We start from the raw sequence: 15,170 nt of genomic DNA, 5'->3' as shown, positions 1-15,170 counted from the left end.
ATGGCTCGATTCTGCACTACATACGTAGTCTGCCGGCCAGGAGATGAGATCAACGCACGGCTACCGGCGTTCCCGGATGGTGCGCGCGGCGTTGCCGTGCCACGCGCCGCGCACGCCGGGGCGGCCCGCCGGCTGGGTGCGCAGCAGCTTGCGCCGGGCGCGCAGGAGCAGCGTCAGGCCGAGGAAGACCATCATCCCGCCGACCGCCAGGCCCACGGGGAGCAGACCGGAGCCGCCGGTGTTGGCCGCCGGGGTGGTCGGCCCGCCGACGCCGGCGCCGGCGATCGGGGCCTCCGCCTCCTCGCTCGGCTCGACGGCCTCCTCCTCGGTCGGCGTGGGTGAGGGCGAGGGTGAGGCGTCACCCTGGATGTTGCGGGTGGCGGTGTCACTCTCCAAGAACTCGTTTCGGGCGTCGTACGCCTCGGCGCGCAGCGACAGCCGGCCGCCGGTGGCGTCGTCGTCGAACGCGATCGTGTAGCGCGCGGTGACCGTACGACCACGGCACAGCGTGCCCGGGTCGAGGCGCTCGTCGGTCAGCCGCCCCTCGGCGCCGTTGGCCTGGAAGTCGACCGGAAACGAGCCGTCTTCCTCGCGCCGGTCGATGGTGATCTGGTCGAGGCTCATGTTTTCCACGCTGAGCACCAGCGACCAGCGCACCTTGATGCACTCACGGCCGCGCTTGGTGGCCACCACGGTCATCTGTGCCGGTGCCTCGCCCGCCTCGAACTGCCCGGTGACCTCGGAGATCCGCACCGTGACCCCCTGCGCCGCGGAGGCGGGGGAGGTGGCCACGGCAGTGGATACGACGAGGACGCCGAGCACCACGCCCAGACGACCTGCGAAACGCCACACGCTCCTCACCCCCGGGTGGACCCAAATCTCCAGACGCCACGCTAAGTCGGGTCGTGGGGAGAGCGAAAGGCACCGTATTCGCGCCTTTCGCGGATGAAGGACATGACAAACACGACTAGTGGTGAACCGGTCACCCGCTGGCCCTGACGAGCCGCTGCGCGAGCGCCCGGATGTGGTCGACCAGCTCCGGCGGGTCGAGCACCTCGAAGTCGATCCCCTTGAGTCCGATGTAGAGGGCCATCTCGTCGAGCGAGTTGCCGCCCGCGTGCAGGACGCAGCTGTGCTCGTCGACCGCCTCCAGCCGCGCGGCCGTTGGCGACGCCATCTCGGCGACGACCTCCACCGGCGCGTGCATGAGGATCCTCGCCTGGTACCGGTACGGCGCGGAGGCGACCGACTGCGACACGTACGCGGCGGCGTCGGCGGGCAGCTCGCGCGGCTGGAAGCGGGGGCCGGTGGGCGTACGCGGGGCGAGCCGGTCGACCCGAAACGTGCGCCAGTCGGCCCGTCCGGTGTCCCACGCGACCAGGTACCAGCGCCGTCCTGTGTGGACCAACCGGTATGGCTCTACGTCCCGCCGGCTCTCCGTGCCGTCCGCCTGCCGGTAGTCGAACCGGAGCCGGTGGCTGTCGCGGCACGCGGACGCGATGGCGGTCAGCGTCGCCGGGTCCACCGTGGCGCCGCCGGCGGTGAGCGGCACCGTGACGCTCTGGAGCGCGTTGACGCGGTGGCGCAGGTGGGACGGGAGCACCTGCTCCAGCTTGGCGAGCGCGCGTACCGACGTCTCCTCGATGCCGGCCACGGACCCGCCGGCGGCGGTGCGGAGCCCGACCGCTACGGCGACCGCCTCCTCGTCGTCGAGCAGCAGTGGCGGCAGCGCGGCGCCCGCGCCCAGGCGGTAGCCGGCGACGCCCGGCACCGCGTGCACCGGGTAGCCGAGCCCGCGCAGCCGCTCCACGTCGCGCCGCACCGTACGCGGGGTGACGCCCAGTCGCTCGGCCAGCTCGGCGCCGGACCAGTCGCGCCGGTTTTGCAGCAGGGACAGGAGCTTGAGCAGTCGCGCCGAGGTTTCCCACATGCGCTCCAGATTGCCACGGAGCTAGGACCGAACTTGACCTAACCAGCTCCTAGCGTGGTGTTCATGACGAAAATCGAGAGCTTCCGCATCGACGTTCCCCAGGCCGACCTCGACGACCTGCACCGCCGGCTCGACGCCACCCGCTGGCCGGACGAACTGCCCGACGTGGGCTGGACCCGAGGCGTGCCACTGGCCTACCTGACGGAGCTGGCCGACCACTGGCGCCACCGGTACGACTGGCGGGCGCACGAGGCGCGGCTCAACGAGATCCCGCAGTTCACCACCGAGATCGACGGGACCCGCGTGCACTTCCTGCACGTCCGCTCGGCGGTCGAGGACGCCACGCCGCTGGTGTTGATCCACGGGTGGCCGGGTTCGGTGCTGGAGTTTCTCGACCTGATCGGGCCGCTGACCGACCCGGCCGCGCACGGTGGCGACCCGGCCGACGCCTTCCACGTCGTGATCCCGTCCCTGCCCGGATACGGCCTCTCCGGCCCGATCCGCGAGGCGGGCTGGACCGACGGGCGGGTGGCGAAGGCGTTCACCGAGCTGATGGCGCGGCTCGGCTACGAGCGCTACGGCGTGCAGGGCGGTGACGTGGGCTCCTTCGTCGCGCCGGAGATGGGCCGCTTCGCGCCGGAGAACGTGATCGGCGTGCACGTGAACGGGCTCGTCACGTTTCCCACCGGCGAGGAGGTCTCGCTGACCGAGCGGGAGCAGGAGCGGATGGCCCTGTTCCAGCGCTTCCAGGACGATATGAGCGCCTACATGCAGGTCCAGGGCACCCGGCCGCAGACGCTGGCGTACTCGCTGACCGACTCGCCGACCGGCCAGCTCGCCTGGATCGTGGAGAAGTTCTACGAGTGGACCAACCCGGCGGTCAAGCTGCCCGAGGACGCGGTCGACCGGGACTGGCTGCTGACCAACGTGATGCTCTACTGGCTGACCAACACCGCGCGCTCCTCGGCAAACTCCTACTACGAGCGCTTCCACGACACGAGCATGTGGACACCGAAGGAAAAGTCGCCGGTCCCGACCGGCGTGGCCGTCTTCACCACCGACATCTCGATCCGCCACTTCGCCGAAAGCGGCCACACGATCACGCACTGGGCCGAGTACGAGAGCGGCGGCCACTTCGCCGCCCTGGAGACGCCCGACCTGCTCGTCGCCGACGTGCGCGAGTTCTTCAGATCGCTTTGAGGAGGTCCTCGTTCCACAGGTCCGCGTACTCCTGGGCCTGCTCCGGGCTGTCCCACAGGGGCGCCGGACGGTGCTCGTCGCGTATCCAGGGCCGGGTAAGGGCGGCATGTACGGCAGGACTGTAGACCGGGCGAACCCGATAGTCGATCAGGCCACGGCGCGCGATGGTGATGTTGATGTACCGGTGCCCGCGTCCGCGGTGCCGGCCGACCACGGTGACCTTTCCGTAGGAGTCCTGAAAGCCCGCGCGCAACACCCAGAGCCGCGCACCGGGGCCGAAGTGGCGAAGGCCGGACCGGATCACCAGGCCGCCGTGGCCAGTGTCGACCTCCCGTGCGACGTTCGCGACGACGCACCAGGTCAGGGGAAAGGGCCCGGCGAGGTTCACAGCCTCGATGATGGTCGTGGGCTGGCCACCCCGCAACGCGGTATCAGAGGGACTTGAGGAACGACTGGAGCGCCTCGTCGAAGTCGGCGGGGCGCTCCAGGTTGGGCATGTGTGCCGCGCCCTCGACCACGACCAGCGTCGCGTCCGGGATGGTGTCGCTCATCAGGCGCGCGTCGGCCAGCGGCGTGAACTCGTCCTCCGCGCCGACCACCACCAGCGTGGGCACCGCCACCTCGGCGAGCATCGCGACGTAGTCGGGGCGCTCGGCCCGCCCGCGCAGCGCGGCCGCCGCGCCCTCCGGGTCGGTGCCGCGCATCATGCCCAGCACGTGCATGATCACCTCGGGTGGCGCGCTCCGGGACACCATCTTGTGCAGCACCTCGCCGGCGTACGGCCCCATGCCCTCGCGGAGCAGCCGCTCGGCGGTGGCTCGGCGCCGCTCCCGGCCCGGCTCGGTGTCGGCCGGCGCGGAGGTGTCGGCGAGCACCAGACCGCGGAGGCGGTGCGCGAAGAGGCGGTGGCACTCCAGCACGATCTGGCCGCCCATCGAGAGTCCACCGAGGACAAACCGCTCCACGCCCAGCCGGTCGAGCAACCCGGCGATGTCGCGGGCGAAGACGTCCAGCGTGGTCTTGCCGGGCACGACCGTGCTCTCGCCGTATCCCCGGAGGTCGGGGGCGATCACCCGCCAGCCGGCGCGGCTGAAGTGCGCGACCTGCGGCCGCCACATGCTCCGGTCGAACGGGTGCCCGTGCACCAGCACCAGCGCGTCGCCGGTGCCCTCGTCGTCGTACCCGATCGTGATGTCTCCGATTGTCGCCGTAGCCATGCATCGAGGCTATGTGGTGCAATAGCTAAGTGCAATGACGTCATTGCACCGAGTGCAATGGGGGTCTTGTGGACGACTACCGCCTCATCGCCGACGCGTTGGCCGGTGACATCGCCGCCGGGCGGCTGCGGCCGGGCGAGCGGCTCCCGACGCAGCGGGCCTTCGCCCGGTCGCGGGGCATCGCCAGCTCCACCGCCGCCCGGGTGTATGGCGAGCTGATCCGCCGCGGCCTGGCCACCGGTGAGGTCGGCCGGGGCACGTTCGTCCGCGCCGCCGCGCCCCCGGCCCAGCCCGCGCTCACCGAGCCGGCCGGCGCGCTCGTCGACCTGGAGCTCAACTTCTCGGTGCTTCCCGAGCAGCCGGCGCTGCTCGCCCCCGCGCTGGAGGGCCTGCTGCGCGCGGACGCGCTGGCGCCCGCCCTCGCGCCGGCGACGGTCACCGGGCCGCCCGGCGCCCGGGAGGCGGCCGCGCCGGTGCTCGCCCGTGCCGGCTGGACGCCCGAGCCGGAGCGGATCCTTTTCGCCGGCAACGGCCGGCAGGCGATCGCCGCCGCGGTCGCCGCGCTCGTGCCGGTGGGGGAGCGGCTGGGCGTGGAGGCGCTGACGTACCCGGTGGTCAAGGGCATCGCCGCGCGGCTCGGTGTCACGCTCGTGCCGCTGCCGATGGACGCCGGCGGCCTGGTGCCGGAGGCCCTGCGTGACGCCCGCGTGCGCGCCGTCTACCTCCAGCCCACGCTGCACAACCCGCTGGGCGTGACCATGCCGCCCGACCGCCGCGCCGCGCTGGCCGCCACGCTCGACGAGCTGGATGTCTACGCGATCGAGGACTCGGTCTACGCGTTCCTGCGCGACGAGCCGGCACCGCTCGCCGTCCACGCGCCCGCGCGGACACTGGTGGTCGACAGCCTCTCCAAGCGCCTGTCGCCCGGCCTTACGCTGGGCTTCGTGGTCACGCCCGGTGGCGCCGTCGCGGATCGGGTGGCGGCGGCGCTGCGTTCCGGTGGGTGGGCGGCCGGCGGCTTCGCGCTCGCGGCCGCGACGCGCTGGATGGCCGATGGCACGACCGCCGCCCTCGTCCGCGCCAAGCGACGCGACGCCGCGGAGCGCCAGCGCGTCGCCGGCAAGATCCTCGACGGGTACGCCCTGCGTGGCGACCCGCACGCCTACCACTGCTGGTGGGAGCTGCCGGAGCCGTGGCGGGCGGAGACCTTCGTGGCCGCCGCGGCCCGCCACGGCATCGCGGTCACCCCGGCGGCGGCGTTCGCCGTGAGTCCGGCCCACTCGCCCAACGCGGTGCGCCTGGCCCTCGCGGCCCCACCCGTCGACACGCTCTCCGTGGCCCTGGATGTGCTCGCAGCCGTGGCCCGCGGTGACTACCCCGGGGTCGAGTGACTACTTGGCGCCGTCGGAGAGGTTGACCAGCGCCTGGGCGGCCTTGAAGTACTTGCTGCGACCGAGGTCGCCGATCGTGGTGATGTTGAAGGCACTCTTGAGAAGCTGCGCGTCGCCCTCGCTCACGCCCGAGAGCGCGGCCACCGGGGCGTCCACGAGCTCGGCGAGCGTCTTGTCCTCGTAGGCCTTGTCGAGCAGCTTCGCGAGATCCGCACTTACCGCCACAGGTCCTCCCAGATCGGGTATCACCCCGGCCGGGTGGCCGGGGCTGATCACACCCTACAAACCCGCCAAGCGCCCATGTCGAGAACCGGCGCGCCACTCCCACCCACTCGAGGAGACCCCGATGGCGTCACCTGCGGGCCGCCGCTCCCGCCGGAGACCGCGGAGGCCGGCGGCTCGCGGGGGCTTTGAGATCTAGGAGACTTAGGGTTGATATGCGCCCTAACTCTCCAAGATCTGGCATCGGATCCTGTTTCACGCCGATGCGGCGGTTACCCGTGGTGACGGTGACCCCCGTGCGAGGCACGTCCCCGGGGTGAGCGTGACCAGCGGCGGAACGGGTCAGGTTACGTCGCGGCGGTCGGGACCACGACGGGACGTCGCGGCAGCTTCTCGGCACAGCAGATCTTGGTACGAATTGGCCGCCATAGGGGCAGCTTCGTACCAAGATCTACCCCGGTCTTGTGAAGCCCGACCCCCCACGCAGTCCATGGTGGCGCACGGATGGGCTTGTCCGGGGGAGCTGGCAGCGGAGGTCTGGGATCTCGGCGAGCCCTGGCGAGCCGCTGGTGGCCTCGACTCCGAAAGCTCTCTAGCCGGTTGGCCGTCGGGCGGGGCGGTGGTCGCGTAGTAGGGCCTCCAGGTCGCCGACCTGGTCGATGTGGCGCAGCTTGTCGGGGTTGACGATGGCGTGGATCGTCTGGATCTGGCCGTCGGCGATGTCGAGCGCGACGACACCGACCAGCCGGTCCTCCGCGTCGAAGGCCACGGCGCCGGGCTGGCCGTTGACGTCGGTGAGCTGGATGCGCACGCCGAGGCGCGGCAGGATCGACACGCCGGTCGACATGGCGCGTGCCACGCGCGTGCGGCCGTTGATCGGCCGGGACGCCGCGGGCGCCTTGCCGCCGCCGTCGCCGTGCAGCGCGACGTCCTGTGCCAGCAAGGCCTCCAGGGCCTCCAGGTCGCCCTGCTCGGCGGCGGCGAAGAAGCGCTGTGCCAGCTCCTCCCGCTGCCGCCGGGTGGCGTGGTAGCGCGGGCGGCGTTCCTGGACGTGGGCGCGGGCCCGCGCGACAAGGTGCCGCGCACTGTCCACATCGGAGCCGATGATCTCGGCGACCTCGGTGTACGGATAGTCGAAGACCTCGCGCAGCAGGAACGCGGCCCGCTGGCGCGGCGACAGGCTCTCCAGCAACACCAGAAACGCCAGCGAGAGTGAGTCGGCCGTCTCGGCGTGCTCGGCCGGCGTCGGATCGGTGACCAGCGGCTCCGGCAGCCACTCACCCACGTACCGCTCCCGCCGCACCCGTGCCGAGCGGAGCTGGTCGATGGCCAGGCGGGTCACGAGCGTGGCGACGTAGGCCCGCGGCGAGGCGATCCGCTCGTCCCGCCGCAGGGTCTGGTGCATCCGCAGGAACGCTTCCTGCACCACGTCTTCGGCCTCGCTGACGCTGCCGAGCATCTGGTACGCGATGGCGAAAGCGCGCGGCCGGAGCTCGCTGTACAGATCCATCGTTATCGCAGTCCCTCGACGAAGCCGGTGCGCCAGCTCGGGTACCGCGGCGCCCAGCCGAGTTCGCGCTTGATCTTCTCGCTGGAGATGCCGGCGGCGCGCGTCATCATGTGCACCGGTGCCTCGCCGGCCGCCAGGCGCACGAGCCAGGCGGGCACGTGCCGCGGCGGCTTGGCACCGAGCGCGCGGGCCAGCTCCGGCAGGATGACGCGCGCCGGCACCGGTTCGTCGTCGGCGACGTGGTAGATGCCCCGCTTTCCGCGCTCGATGGCCGCGACCGTCGCCGACGCGGCATCGGTGATGTGCACCCACGACATCACCCCGCCACCGTCGCCGATGACGGGCACCCGCCGCTTGCGGACCAGCTCGGTCATGACGGCGCCCGGCGCGAGCTCGACGCCTGTCCCCGGGCCGTAGAAGGCGCCGTAGCGGATCGCGATGCCCTCGGCCCAGCCGATGCCGGTCACCGACTCCTCCAGGTGGCGCAGCGCGGCCACCAGCGGCTCGGCGCTCGCTGGCGGGTGCGGTTCGAGCTGGCCGGTCTCGTCGACGACCGGACCGCGGCTGCGGTCTACCCAGATCGCGTTGCTCTGCGCCACGAACGCGCGGATGCCGACCGCGCGTGCCGCCGCGAGCAGGTGGTCGGTGCCCTCGGTGCGCAGCCGGTTGGTGGCGGCCGCCATCCGCTTCACCTCGCGAAACTTCGGCGGTCCGCCCAGCGCGGTGAGCTGGTGGACGACCACCTCGGGCTCGGCCTTCGCCACGGCGTCGGCCACCGAGTCCGGGTCGAGCGCGTCGACGACCATCGGCTCGGCGCCGAGGGCGCGCAGCGCTCCGGCCTTGGCCGCCGAGCGGGTCGTGCCGAATACCTGGTGACCACGCGCCACGAGCTGGGGAACGAGCTGGCTGCCGATCGCGCCGGACGCTCCGGCGATGAAGATCTTCATGACGTCTCTCCGTTCGTCGTGCTCACCAACTACAGACGAGACGCCCCGACACCCCATGACAGCCAGTTACCCAGTTCACATGACCGACCCTAACCAGGCATTCGTTTCCTCCGCCGGATGCCCGGGTAGCAGGTACTCGCATCGACCGACATATCCGTGTGGAGGAATCATGCGCGTCCCGACGGTCGCGGTCCTGACCCTGGCCGGGCTCGGCCTCGCCGTGGGCGGGTGCGCCGGCACCGAGCCTGGCGCGTCCGGACCCACCACCGGCAACACCACTTCCGCGGCCCCCGAACCGACCGTGAGCGGGACGGCGTCGAGCTGCATGATCGGCACCTGGCGTACCACTCAGGTTAGCGGCCGCGCGTCCAGTGCCGTCGCCAACGGCAGCGTCTCCGGCGGCAGCGGCGCCACCGTCACGATCAGCCCGGACGGCCGGGTGCGGGCCGACTTCAACGGCACGCAGCCGCTGTCGTTCACCGCCGAGGTGGCGGGCAACGCGGTGGCGGGCACGGCCACGTACAGCGGGCAGGGCACCGCCACCATCAACGCGAAGTCCACCGGCGCCGCCACCTCGACCACCGCACCGGCCACACCCGGGACACCGCCCGTGCCCACCGCCACCCCGACGGCGACCGCCACCCCGACGGCGACCGGCGCCCCGGCCCCGGCGGCCGAAGAGGGCACGTGGGAGCCGGTCGGGAAGATCGACTGGAGCGCCCTGCGGCTGACCCTCGAGCTGAGCAAGCCCGTGGAGGCGCGGCTGCTGGACAACGCGCCGATCGGCGACTACATCGACGACGCGGCCAACCAGAGCGGGCAGGCCATCGATACCGACCCGATCCTGGGCGCCGGCGCCTACAGCTGCCAGGGCTCGACGCTGATCCTCAAGGGCGAGACCGACAACGACGGTCTTATTTGGACACTGACGAAGATCTAAAAGCGCCGCGTGCTCCCGGATCGACTAAACCCGTACCAGTCCGGTTTCGTACGCGATGACCACCAGCTGTGCCCGATCGCGTGCGCCGAGCTTGACCATGGCGCGGCTGACGTGGGTGCGGGCCGTGGCCGGGCTGAGCGTCAGCTCGGTGGCGATCTCCTCGTTGCTCAGCCCGCGACCGACGAGGGCGAGCACTTCTCGCTCGCGCTGGGTGAGCACGGCGAGCCGGTGTTCGGCGGCGGACCGGGCGCTCCGCGCGGCGGTGAACTGGCCGATCAGCCGCCGGGTGATCCGCGGCGCGAGCAGCGCCTCGCCGTCGGCCACCACCCGGATCGCGTGCAGCAGCTCGGCCGGCCCGGCGTCCTTGAGCAGGAAGCCGCTCGCGCCGGCCTCCAGCGCCTCGAAGACGTACTCGTCGGTGTCGTACGTGGTCAGGATCAGCACGTGCACCCGCTCGAGGCCCGGCGTCGCGGCGATCTGCGCGGTGGCCTGGATGCCGTCGAGCTTGGGCATGCGGATGTCCATCAGCACCACGTCGGGGCGGTGCGCGCGGGCGAGGTCGACCGCCTCCCGCCCGTCGGCCGCCTCGCCCACCACCGTGATGTCGTCTTCGACGTCGAGCAGCATGGTGAAGCCGGTCCGCACGAGCACCTGGTCGTCGGCGAGGAGGACGCGGATCACGCCGACCCGACCAGGGGGAGGCGCGCGGAAACCTCGAAGCCGCCACTGGCTCGCGGTCCGGCGGTGAGGTCGCCGCCGAGCAGGGTGCAGCGCTCCCGCATACCCTCGATGCCCCGGCCGGCGCCGCCGCCGACGTCGCACCCGCTGCCGTCGTCGCTGACCCGGACGCGGAGGTCGGACTGCTCGTACGCGACCTCGACGGTGACCCGGGCAGGCCCGGCGTGGCGGATCACGTTGGTGATCGACTCCTGGAGGATGCGGTAGGCGGCCTGGTCGACCGCGGCGGGCAGCTCGCGTGGCGGTGTGGCCACGTCGACCTTGACGTCGAGGCCGGCCTCGCGGGCCAGCCCGGCCAGCTCCTCCACCCGGTCGAGCCCCGCCACGGGCGCGCGGCCGTCTCCGGTGTCGCGGAGCACACCGAGCGTGGCGCGCAGCTCGCGCAGGGCCCGCGCGCTGGTCTGCTCGATCGTGAGCAGTGTTTCCCGCACCTGCTCGGGGCGCTTGTCGAGCACGTGGGCGGTGACGCCGGCCTGCACGTTGATCACCGCGATCGCGTGGGCGACCGTGTCGTGCACCTCGCGGGCGATGTGCAGCCGCTCGGCGTCGACGCGGCGGCGGGCCTCCTCCTCGCGGGTGCGCTCGGCCCGTTCCGCCCGCTCCTGCGCCTCCACGGCGATCACCTTGCGCATGCGGACGGACTCGCCGAGCACGGCGGCCATGATGGCCGTGCCGACCCGGAACGCGAGCCACCCGATGGCGCCCCTCTCCGGCGGGTGCAGGAAGGCGGCGAACAGCCATCCCGCGATCAGCGTGGCGATGCCCACCCGCACGATCCAGGGTCGGCGCCCGTCGCCGTACGCGGTGACGGTGTAGACCGCGACGAAGACCCCGATCCAGTTCGGGCCGTCCGGGTAGCCGGAGCCGTAGTACATGACGCTTGTCGCGACCTCGAAGGCGAAGACGGGCACCGGCCACCGCCGGCGCACCGCCAGGCTCAGCCCGCTGAGCACCAGTAGCACGGCGTGCAGGTAGAGATCGAACGAGTTCAGCTGGTCGAACTCCTGCCGCGGCGCGACCTGCTGCGTGCCCTGGACCTGTAGGAACGCGACGAACACCGCGAGGAGCACGTCCTGCGCCCACACCGGCAGGCGCGACCGGGTAAGGGCTGCCATGCCGCGATCGTATCCGCAGGTCGGGTCCACCAGATCATCCTCGTGGCGTAGGCGCCTACGTCAGCGTGCGTACGCTTCCGCCCCGGCCGGCCGTTCCTTGACGTACGCCGATGCCGCCCCGTGGCAGACGTGCCGGCGCCGCGCTCGGCGAAGGATCTGCCGTGTCGAAGGGAGTACGTCATGCGCAGGGTCTTCGTGGTCCTCTCCGGGGCGCTGGCCGTCGCCATCCTGGTGCAGTTCTATTTCGCGGCGGTGGGTGCGTTCGACCGGCCGCAGGACGACGACTCGTTCGCGCTCCACAGCGTCACCGGGATGATGATCATCCCGCTCCTGTCCATCCTCACTGGCGCCGCCGCGGCGCTCGCCCGCGCGCCCGGACGACTGATCGGGATGTCGTTCGCCCCGCTCGGCCTCGTGGTCGTGCAGGTGCTGATCATCGTAGTCGGCAACGCCATCACCGGCGGTTCGGACGAGGACACCGGCGCCGCCGGCCTCTTCGTCTTCGGCCTGCACGCCATCAACGCGCTCTTCGTCATGGGCGCCGCGGGTGCGGTGTTTCGCCGTGCGCGGGCGTTCGCGGCTGAGAAGACCACAGTAGACACTCCACAGCCGACGGTCACGCCGGCGGCATGAGTACCGCCCAGCTCATCGCGCTCGACCTGCTCGCCACGCTGCTCGCGGCGGCCGGGTGGGTCGGCGCGGGTGTCGCGGCGGCGGCCCGGCGCGCCCGAGTCGCACTCGCCCTCCTGGCGGCCGCGGTCGTCGTGACGCTGGTGCGGATCACGACCTCGGTCGCTCTCGCCAACGGCGGCTGGTGGTTCGCGCAGGACCGCGTGGTCCTGACCGGGCCGCTGCTGGGCGTGGCCGGGCTCGCCGCCGTCCTCGTCGCCGGCCCGCGCCTGCTCTCCGCGGTGCGGACCGGCACGCCGGGCAACTCACCCGCCGCCGTGGTGCCGCTCCTCGTCGCGGGGTACGCCGCCGCGGCCGGACTGCTCTTCCCGCTGCTGGTCGGTTATCCGGCGACCTGGAGTGAGGTGTTCGTGACGGTGGCCCTCGTCGGGGTGGCCGGGCTTGTGACGTGGCGGGTGGCCGGCTCCGGGCCACCACTGTGGACGTTCGTACCGATCCTCGCCATGGGGCTTGTCGGCGTCGGGGCCGGATTCGCGACGGGGGCCGACCTCGACGCCGGCGGTGGCCCCGAGCTCCGCCACTCCGCCGGGCACGGCGTGTCCGTGGCCGACCTGCGCGGACCGACCACCCCCGCGGCCGGCGGGCAGGTGCGGCGGTATGAGTTCACCGCCCGCACGACGACGGTCCAGGTCGGCGGGCGGACGGTCGAGGCGTGGGGGTACAACGGCCAGGTGCCCGGCCCGCCGATCACCGCGAGCCAGGGCGACCTCGTCGAGGTGACGCTCCACAACGCGGACATCCAGCGCGGCGTGACGCTGCACTGGCACGGGTACGACGTGCCGGCGGCCGAGGACGGCGCGCCCGGGGTCACCCAGGACGCCGTCCCACCCGGCGGCGAATACGTCTACCGGTTTCGCGCGGACCAGGTGGGCACGTACTGGTACCACACGCATCAGGCGTCCGACGTCGGCGTGAAGATGGGGCTGTACGGCACGCTGGTCGTCGGGCCACCCGCGCGCGGCGTCGACGTGACGCTGCCGGTGCACACCTTCGGCTCCGACACTGTGGTGGGCGCCGCCGCGATGCCCGAGGCCGCTCCCGGCACACCCGTGCGGCTGCGGCTGGTCAACACCGACGGCGTGCCGCACCGCTTCGCGCTCACCGGCACCGCCTACCGCCTTGTGGCGGTCGACGGCACCGACCTCAACGACCCGGGCGAGCTGCGCGACGCTGAGCTGCGCCTGCCGGCTGGCGGCCGCTACGACCTCGCGTACACGATGCCGGCCGGCGAGGTGGCGCTGTTCGTCGACGGCCAAGCGGTGCTCGGCGCGGGCGATGCCCCGAAGGGCTGGCCGGAGCTGGACATCACCCGGTACGGCGCCCCGGCCGCCACCCCGTTCGGGCCGGGGAGCCGCTTCGACCGCGGCTTCACGCTGGTACTCGACCGGGGTATCGCGCTCGTGGACGGCGTGCCACGGTACGCGTTCACCGTCAACGGGCGCGCCTTCCCCAACGTGCCCACGCAGCTCGTGCGGGAGGGCGACCTGGTGGAGATGACGGTGGCCAACCGGGGCCTCGACACGCATCCGTGGCACCTGCACGGCCATCGCGTACTCGTGCTGGAGCGTGACGGCCACCGGGCGAGCGGCAGTCCACTGTGGCTGGACACGTTCGACGTACAGCCGGGCGAGGTGTGGCGGGTCGCCTTCCGCGCGGACAACCCGGGCGCCTGGATGAACCACTGCCACAACCTCGCCCACGCCGCACAGGGCATGGCACTGCACCTGCGGTACGACGGCGTGACGACCCCGTTTCACGGTGGCCACGGCGGCTAACCGCCGGGCTTGACAAGACCGGTCTCGTAGGCGAGGACGACCGCCTGTGCCCGGTCGCGCAGGCTCAGCTTGCCGAAGATGTGCGCGGCGTGCGTCTTGACCGTCGCCTCGCTCAGCGTCAGCGCGGCCGCGATCTCCGCGTTGGACAGGCCACGCCCCATGAGCGTGAGCACCTCGCGCTCGCGTGGCGTCAGCCCGGCCAGGTCGCGGTGGATCGCGGCGGGGGTGCCCGCGGCCACGTCGCCGGCCGCGAAGCGCTCGACGAGGCGGCGGGTGATGGACGGCGCGAGCAGGGCGTCGCCGGTGTCGACGAGGCGCACGGCCGCGACGAGGTGCTCGGGCGTCACGTCCTTGAGCAGGAAGCCGCTGGCGCCGGCGGCCAGCGCCGCGTACACGTAGCGGTCGAGGTCGAACGTCGTCAGCATCAGCACCCGGCACTCGGGCGCGTGCTCCAGCACCCGGCGGGTGGCCTCCAGACCGTCCATGCCCGGCATGCGGATGTCCATCAGCGCGACGTCCGGGCGGAGCCGCCGCACCGCCGCGACCGCCTCGGCGCCGTCTGCCGCCTCGCCGACCACGTCGATCCCGCCGGCCGTCAGGATCAGGCGGAAGCCGCTGCGTACCAGCGCCTGGTCGTCGGCGATGACCACCCGTGGGGCGTTCATGCGCGTTCCAGGGGGATCTTGGCGCGGACCCGAAAGCCACCACCCAGCCGGCGGCGGGCGTCCAGGTCTCCACCGAAGACCGCGACCCGCTGCCGCAGGCCGAGTAGGCCGCGGCCCTCGCCGGGGTTGCCCCGCGGGCGCGGGCGGCCGCCGGACAGCACGCTCGGACCGGTGTTGAGCACCTCGATGCGCAGGTAGCGCTCCCCGTAGCGCACGGCCACCTCCGCCTTGCCCCCGTCTCCGTGCTTGAGCGCGTTGGTGAGGGCCTCCTGGATGATCCGATAGGCCGTCAGGTCGACCCCGGAGGGCAGCGGCCGCGGCTCGCCGGAGATGCGCACCTCGACCGGCAGCCCGGCGAACGCGATCCGGTCGACCAGCGGGCTGAGCCGGCTCAGGCTTGGCTGCGGCGACAGGTCGACATCCTCACCGTCGGCCGCCGGGGCGAGCACGCCGAGCAGGTGGCGCAGCTCCGTCATCGTGTCGCGGCCGGCGCTCTCCACCGCCCGCAGCGCTGCCGTGGCCTCGTCGGCGTCCGCCGCGACCACCTGGCGGGCGGCTCCGGCCTGCACGACCATGACGCTCACGTTGTGGCTGACGATGTCGTGCAGCTCGCGGGCGATCCGGGCGCGCTCGGCGTCGACCGCGCCGCGCGCCGCCGTCTCGCGCTCCCGCTCCAGCAGCCAGCCGCGCTCCTCCAGCGCCCTCGTGAAGGCGCGCCGGGTGCGGACCAGCTGCACCGCGAAGAGCGCGGCGAACCCGACCGCGACCAGCGCGACCAGCCAACCCACCATGACGACAACTCTCTCAGGCCACCGCCGAGCGGCACATCA

Annotated in this window: 16 protein-coding genes; 5 read left to right on the top strand and 11 right to left on the bottom strand. The window is 72.5% G+C overall.

Features of this window, described 5'->3' with window-relative positions:
• Positions 1–60 precede the first annotated feature (60 nt).
• Both AC5L36_RS42220 and AC5L36_RS42215 read right to left on the bottom strand, forming a co-directional pair.
• Complete coding sequence (locus AC5L36_RS42220) at positions 61–852, bottom strand: hypothetical protein (RefSeq protein WP_441219936.1); 792 nt, start codon at positions 850–852, stop codon at positions 61–63.
• Positions 853–982: 130 nt separating this feature from the next.
• Positions 983–1,930: a helix-turn-helix transcriptional regulator gene (locus tag AC5L36_RS42215; RefSeq protein ID WP_441219935.1), complete on the bottom strand. Its 948-nt coding sequence runs from the start codon at positions 1,928–1,930 to the stop codon at positions 983–985.
• A 72-nt stretch (positions 1,931–2,002) separates the two neighbouring features.
• Here AC5L36_RS42215 and AC5L36_RS42210 point away from each other — a divergent pair, with 72 nt between their 5' ends.
• Positions 2,003–3,130, top strand: a complete 1,128-nt coding sequence (locus AC5L36_RS42210) for an epoxide hydrolase family protein (protein WP_441219987.1) — start codon at positions 2,003–2,005, stop codon at positions 3,128–3,130.
• Here AC5L36_RS42210 and AC5L36_RS42205 read toward each other — a convergent pair.
• Positions 3,117–3,518, bottom strand: coding sequence for a hypothetical protein (locus tag AC5L36_RS42205; protein ID WP_441219934.1), 402 nt, complete (start codon positions 3,516–3,518; stop codon positions 3,117–3,119). The genes AC5L36_RS42210 and AC5L36_RS42205 overlap by 14 nt on opposite strands.
• Before the next feature lie 43 nt (positions 3,519–3,561).
• Positions 3,562–4,347 carry an alpha/beta fold hydrolase gene (locus AC5L36_RS42200; RefSeq protein ID WP_441219933.1) on the bottom strand — a complete coding sequence of 262 codons (786 nt, stop codon included), beginning with the start codon at positions 4,345–4,347 and terminating at the stop codon, positions 3,562–3,564.
• A gap of 68 nt (positions 4,348–4,415) precedes the next feature.
• Here AC5L36_RS42200 and AC5L36_RS42195 point away from each other — a divergent pair, with 68 nt between their 5' ends.
• Positions 4,416–5,738: an aminotransferase-like domain-containing protein gene (locus AC5L36_RS42195; RefSeq protein ID WP_441219932.1), complete on the top strand. Its 1,323-nt coding sequence runs from the start codon at positions 4,416–4,418 to the stop codon at positions 5,736–5,738.
• Here AC5L36_RS42195 and AC5L36_RS42190 read toward each other — a convergent pair whose 3' ends face one another.
• From AC5L36_RS42190 to AC5L36_RS42180, 3 genes are all read right to left on the bottom strand, one after another.
• Entirely contained in the window at positions 5,739–5,963 is a 225-nt protein-coding gene (locus tag AC5L36_RS42190; protein WP_441219931.1) for a hypothetical protein, read from the bottom strand.
• Positions 5,964–6,552: 589 nt separating this feature from the next.
• Positions 6,553–7,470 carry an RNA polymerase sigma-70 factor gene (locus tag AC5L36_RS42185; protein WP_441219930.1) on the bottom strand — a complete coding sequence of 306 codons (918 nt, stop codon included), beginning with the start codon at positions 7,468–7,470 and terminating at the stop codon, positions 6,553–6,555.
• 2 nt (positions 7,471–7,472) lie between these two features.
• Positions 7,473–8,417, bottom strand: a complete 945-nt coding sequence (locus tag AC5L36_RS42180) for an NAD-dependent epimerase/dehydratase family protein (RefSeq protein ID WP_441219929.1) — start codon at positions 8,415–8,417, stop codon at positions 7,473–7,475.
• Between the two features lie 169 nt (positions 8,418–8,586).
• On the opposite strand from AC5L36_RS42180, the gene AC5L36_RS42175 reads away from it, so the two are divergent.
• Positions 8,587–9,357, top strand: a complete 771-nt coding sequence (locus tag AC5L36_RS42175; protein WP_441219928.1) for a hypothetical protein — start codon at positions 8,587–8,589, stop codon at positions 9,355–9,357.
• Between the two features lie 24 nt (positions 9,358–9,381).
• On the opposite strand, the gene AC5L36_RS42170 is transcribed toward AC5L36_RS42175, so the two are convergent.
• Positions 9,382–10,038: a response regulator transcription factor gene (locus tag AC5L36_RS42170; protein ID WP_441219927.1), complete on the bottom strand. Its 657-nt coding sequence runs from the start codon at positions 10,036–10,038 to the stop codon at positions 9,382–9,384.
• Entirely contained in the window at positions 10,035–11,210 is a 1,176-nt protein-coding gene (locus AC5L36_RS42165) for a sensor histidine kinase (protein ID WP_441219926.1), read from the bottom strand. The genes AC5L36_RS42170 and AC5L36_RS42165 overlap by 4 nt, the downstream gene beginning before the upstream one ends.
• A 180-nt stretch (positions 11,211–11,390) precedes the next feature.
• On the opposite strand from AC5L36_RS42165, the gene AC5L36_RS42160 reads away from it, so the two are divergent.
• Together AC5L36_RS42160 and AC5L36_RS42155 are read left to right on the top strand one after the other, a co-directional pair.
• Positions 11,391–11,843: a DUF6220 domain-containing protein gene (locus AC5L36_RS42160; RefSeq protein WP_441219925.1), complete on the top strand. Its 453-nt coding sequence runs from the start codon at positions 11,391–11,393 to the stop codon at positions 11,841–11,843.
• Complete coding sequence (locus AC5L36_RS42155) at positions 11,840–13,675, top strand: multicopper oxidase family protein (protein WP_441219924.1); 1,836 nt, start codon at positions 11,840–11,842, stop codon at positions 13,673–13,675. The genes AC5L36_RS42160 and AC5L36_RS42155 overlap by 4 nt, the downstream gene beginning before the upstream one ends.
• Here AC5L36_RS42155 and AC5L36_RS42150 read toward each other — a convergent pair.
• Both AC5L36_RS42150 and AC5L36_RS42145 read right to left on the bottom strand, forming a co-directional pair.
• Positions 13,672–14,340: a response regulator gene (locus tag AC5L36_RS42150; RefSeq protein WP_441219923.1), complete on the bottom strand. Its 669-nt coding sequence runs from the start codon at positions 14,338–14,340 to the stop codon at positions 13,672–13,674. The two genes, AC5L36_RS42155 and AC5L36_RS42150, sit on opposite strands and share 4 nt — an antisense overlap.
• Complete coding sequence (locus tag AC5L36_RS42145; protein WP_441219922.1) at positions 14,337–15,131, bottom strand: sensor histidine kinase; 795 nt, start codon at positions 15,129–15,131, stop codon at positions 14,337–14,339. The genes AC5L36_RS42150 and AC5L36_RS42145 overlap by 4 nt, the downstream gene beginning before the upstream one ends.
• Between the last annotated feature and the right edge of the window lie 39 nt (positions 15,132–15,170).

This window comes from Phytohabitans sp. LZ39 (genome assembly GCF_059359075.1).
This window is presented reverse-complemented; position numbering and strand designations above follow the sequence as displayed.

What these genes read in the sequence shown, in the direction of transcription:
- AC5L36_RS42215 (WP_441219935.1), bottom strand. Translation starts at nt 1,930, where the DNA reads ATGTGGGAAACCTCGGCGCGACTGCTCAAGCTCCTGTCCCTGCTGCAA.
- AC5L36_RS42200 (WP_441219933.1), bottom strand. Translation starts at nt 4,347, where the DNA reads ATGGCTACGGCGACAATCGGAGACATCACGATCGGGTACGACGACGAG.
- AC5L36_RS42185 (WP_441219930.1), bottom strand. Translation starts at nt 7,470, where the DNA reads ATGGATCTGTACAGCGAGCTCCGGCCGCGCGCTTTCGCCATCGCGTAC.
- AC5L36_RS42180 (WP_441219929.1), bottom strand. Translation starts at nt 8,417, where the DNA reads ATGAAGATCTTCATCGCCGGAGCGTCCGGCGCGATCGGCAGCCAGCTC.
- AC5L36_RS42175 (WP_441219928.1), top strand. Translation starts at nt 8,587, where the DNA reads ATGCGCGTCCCGACGGTCGCGGTCCTGACCCTGGCCGGGCTCGGCCTC.
- AC5L36_RS42165 (WP_441219926.1), bottom strand. Translation starts at nt 11,210, where the DNA reads ATGGCAGCCCTTACCCGGTCGCGCCTGCCGGTGTGGGCGCAGGACGTG.
- AC5L36_RS42160 (WP_441219925.1), top strand. Translation starts at nt 11,391, where the DNA reads ATGCGCAGGGTCTTCGTGGTCCTCTCCGGGGCGCTGGCCGTCGCCATC.
- AC5L36_RS42155 (WP_441219924.1), top strand. Translation starts at nt 11,840, where the DNA reads ATGAGTACCGCCCAGCTCATCGCGCTCGACCTGCTCGCCACGCTGCTC.
- AC5L36_RS42150 (WP_441219923.1), bottom strand. Translation starts at nt 14,340, where the DNA reads ATGAACGCCCCACGGGTGGTCATCGCCGACGACCAGGCGCTGGTACGC.
- AC5L36_RS42145 (WP_441219922.1), bottom strand. Translation starts at nt 15,131, where the DNA reads ATGGTGGGTTGGCTGGTCGCGCTGGTCGCGGTCGGGTTCGCCGCGCTC.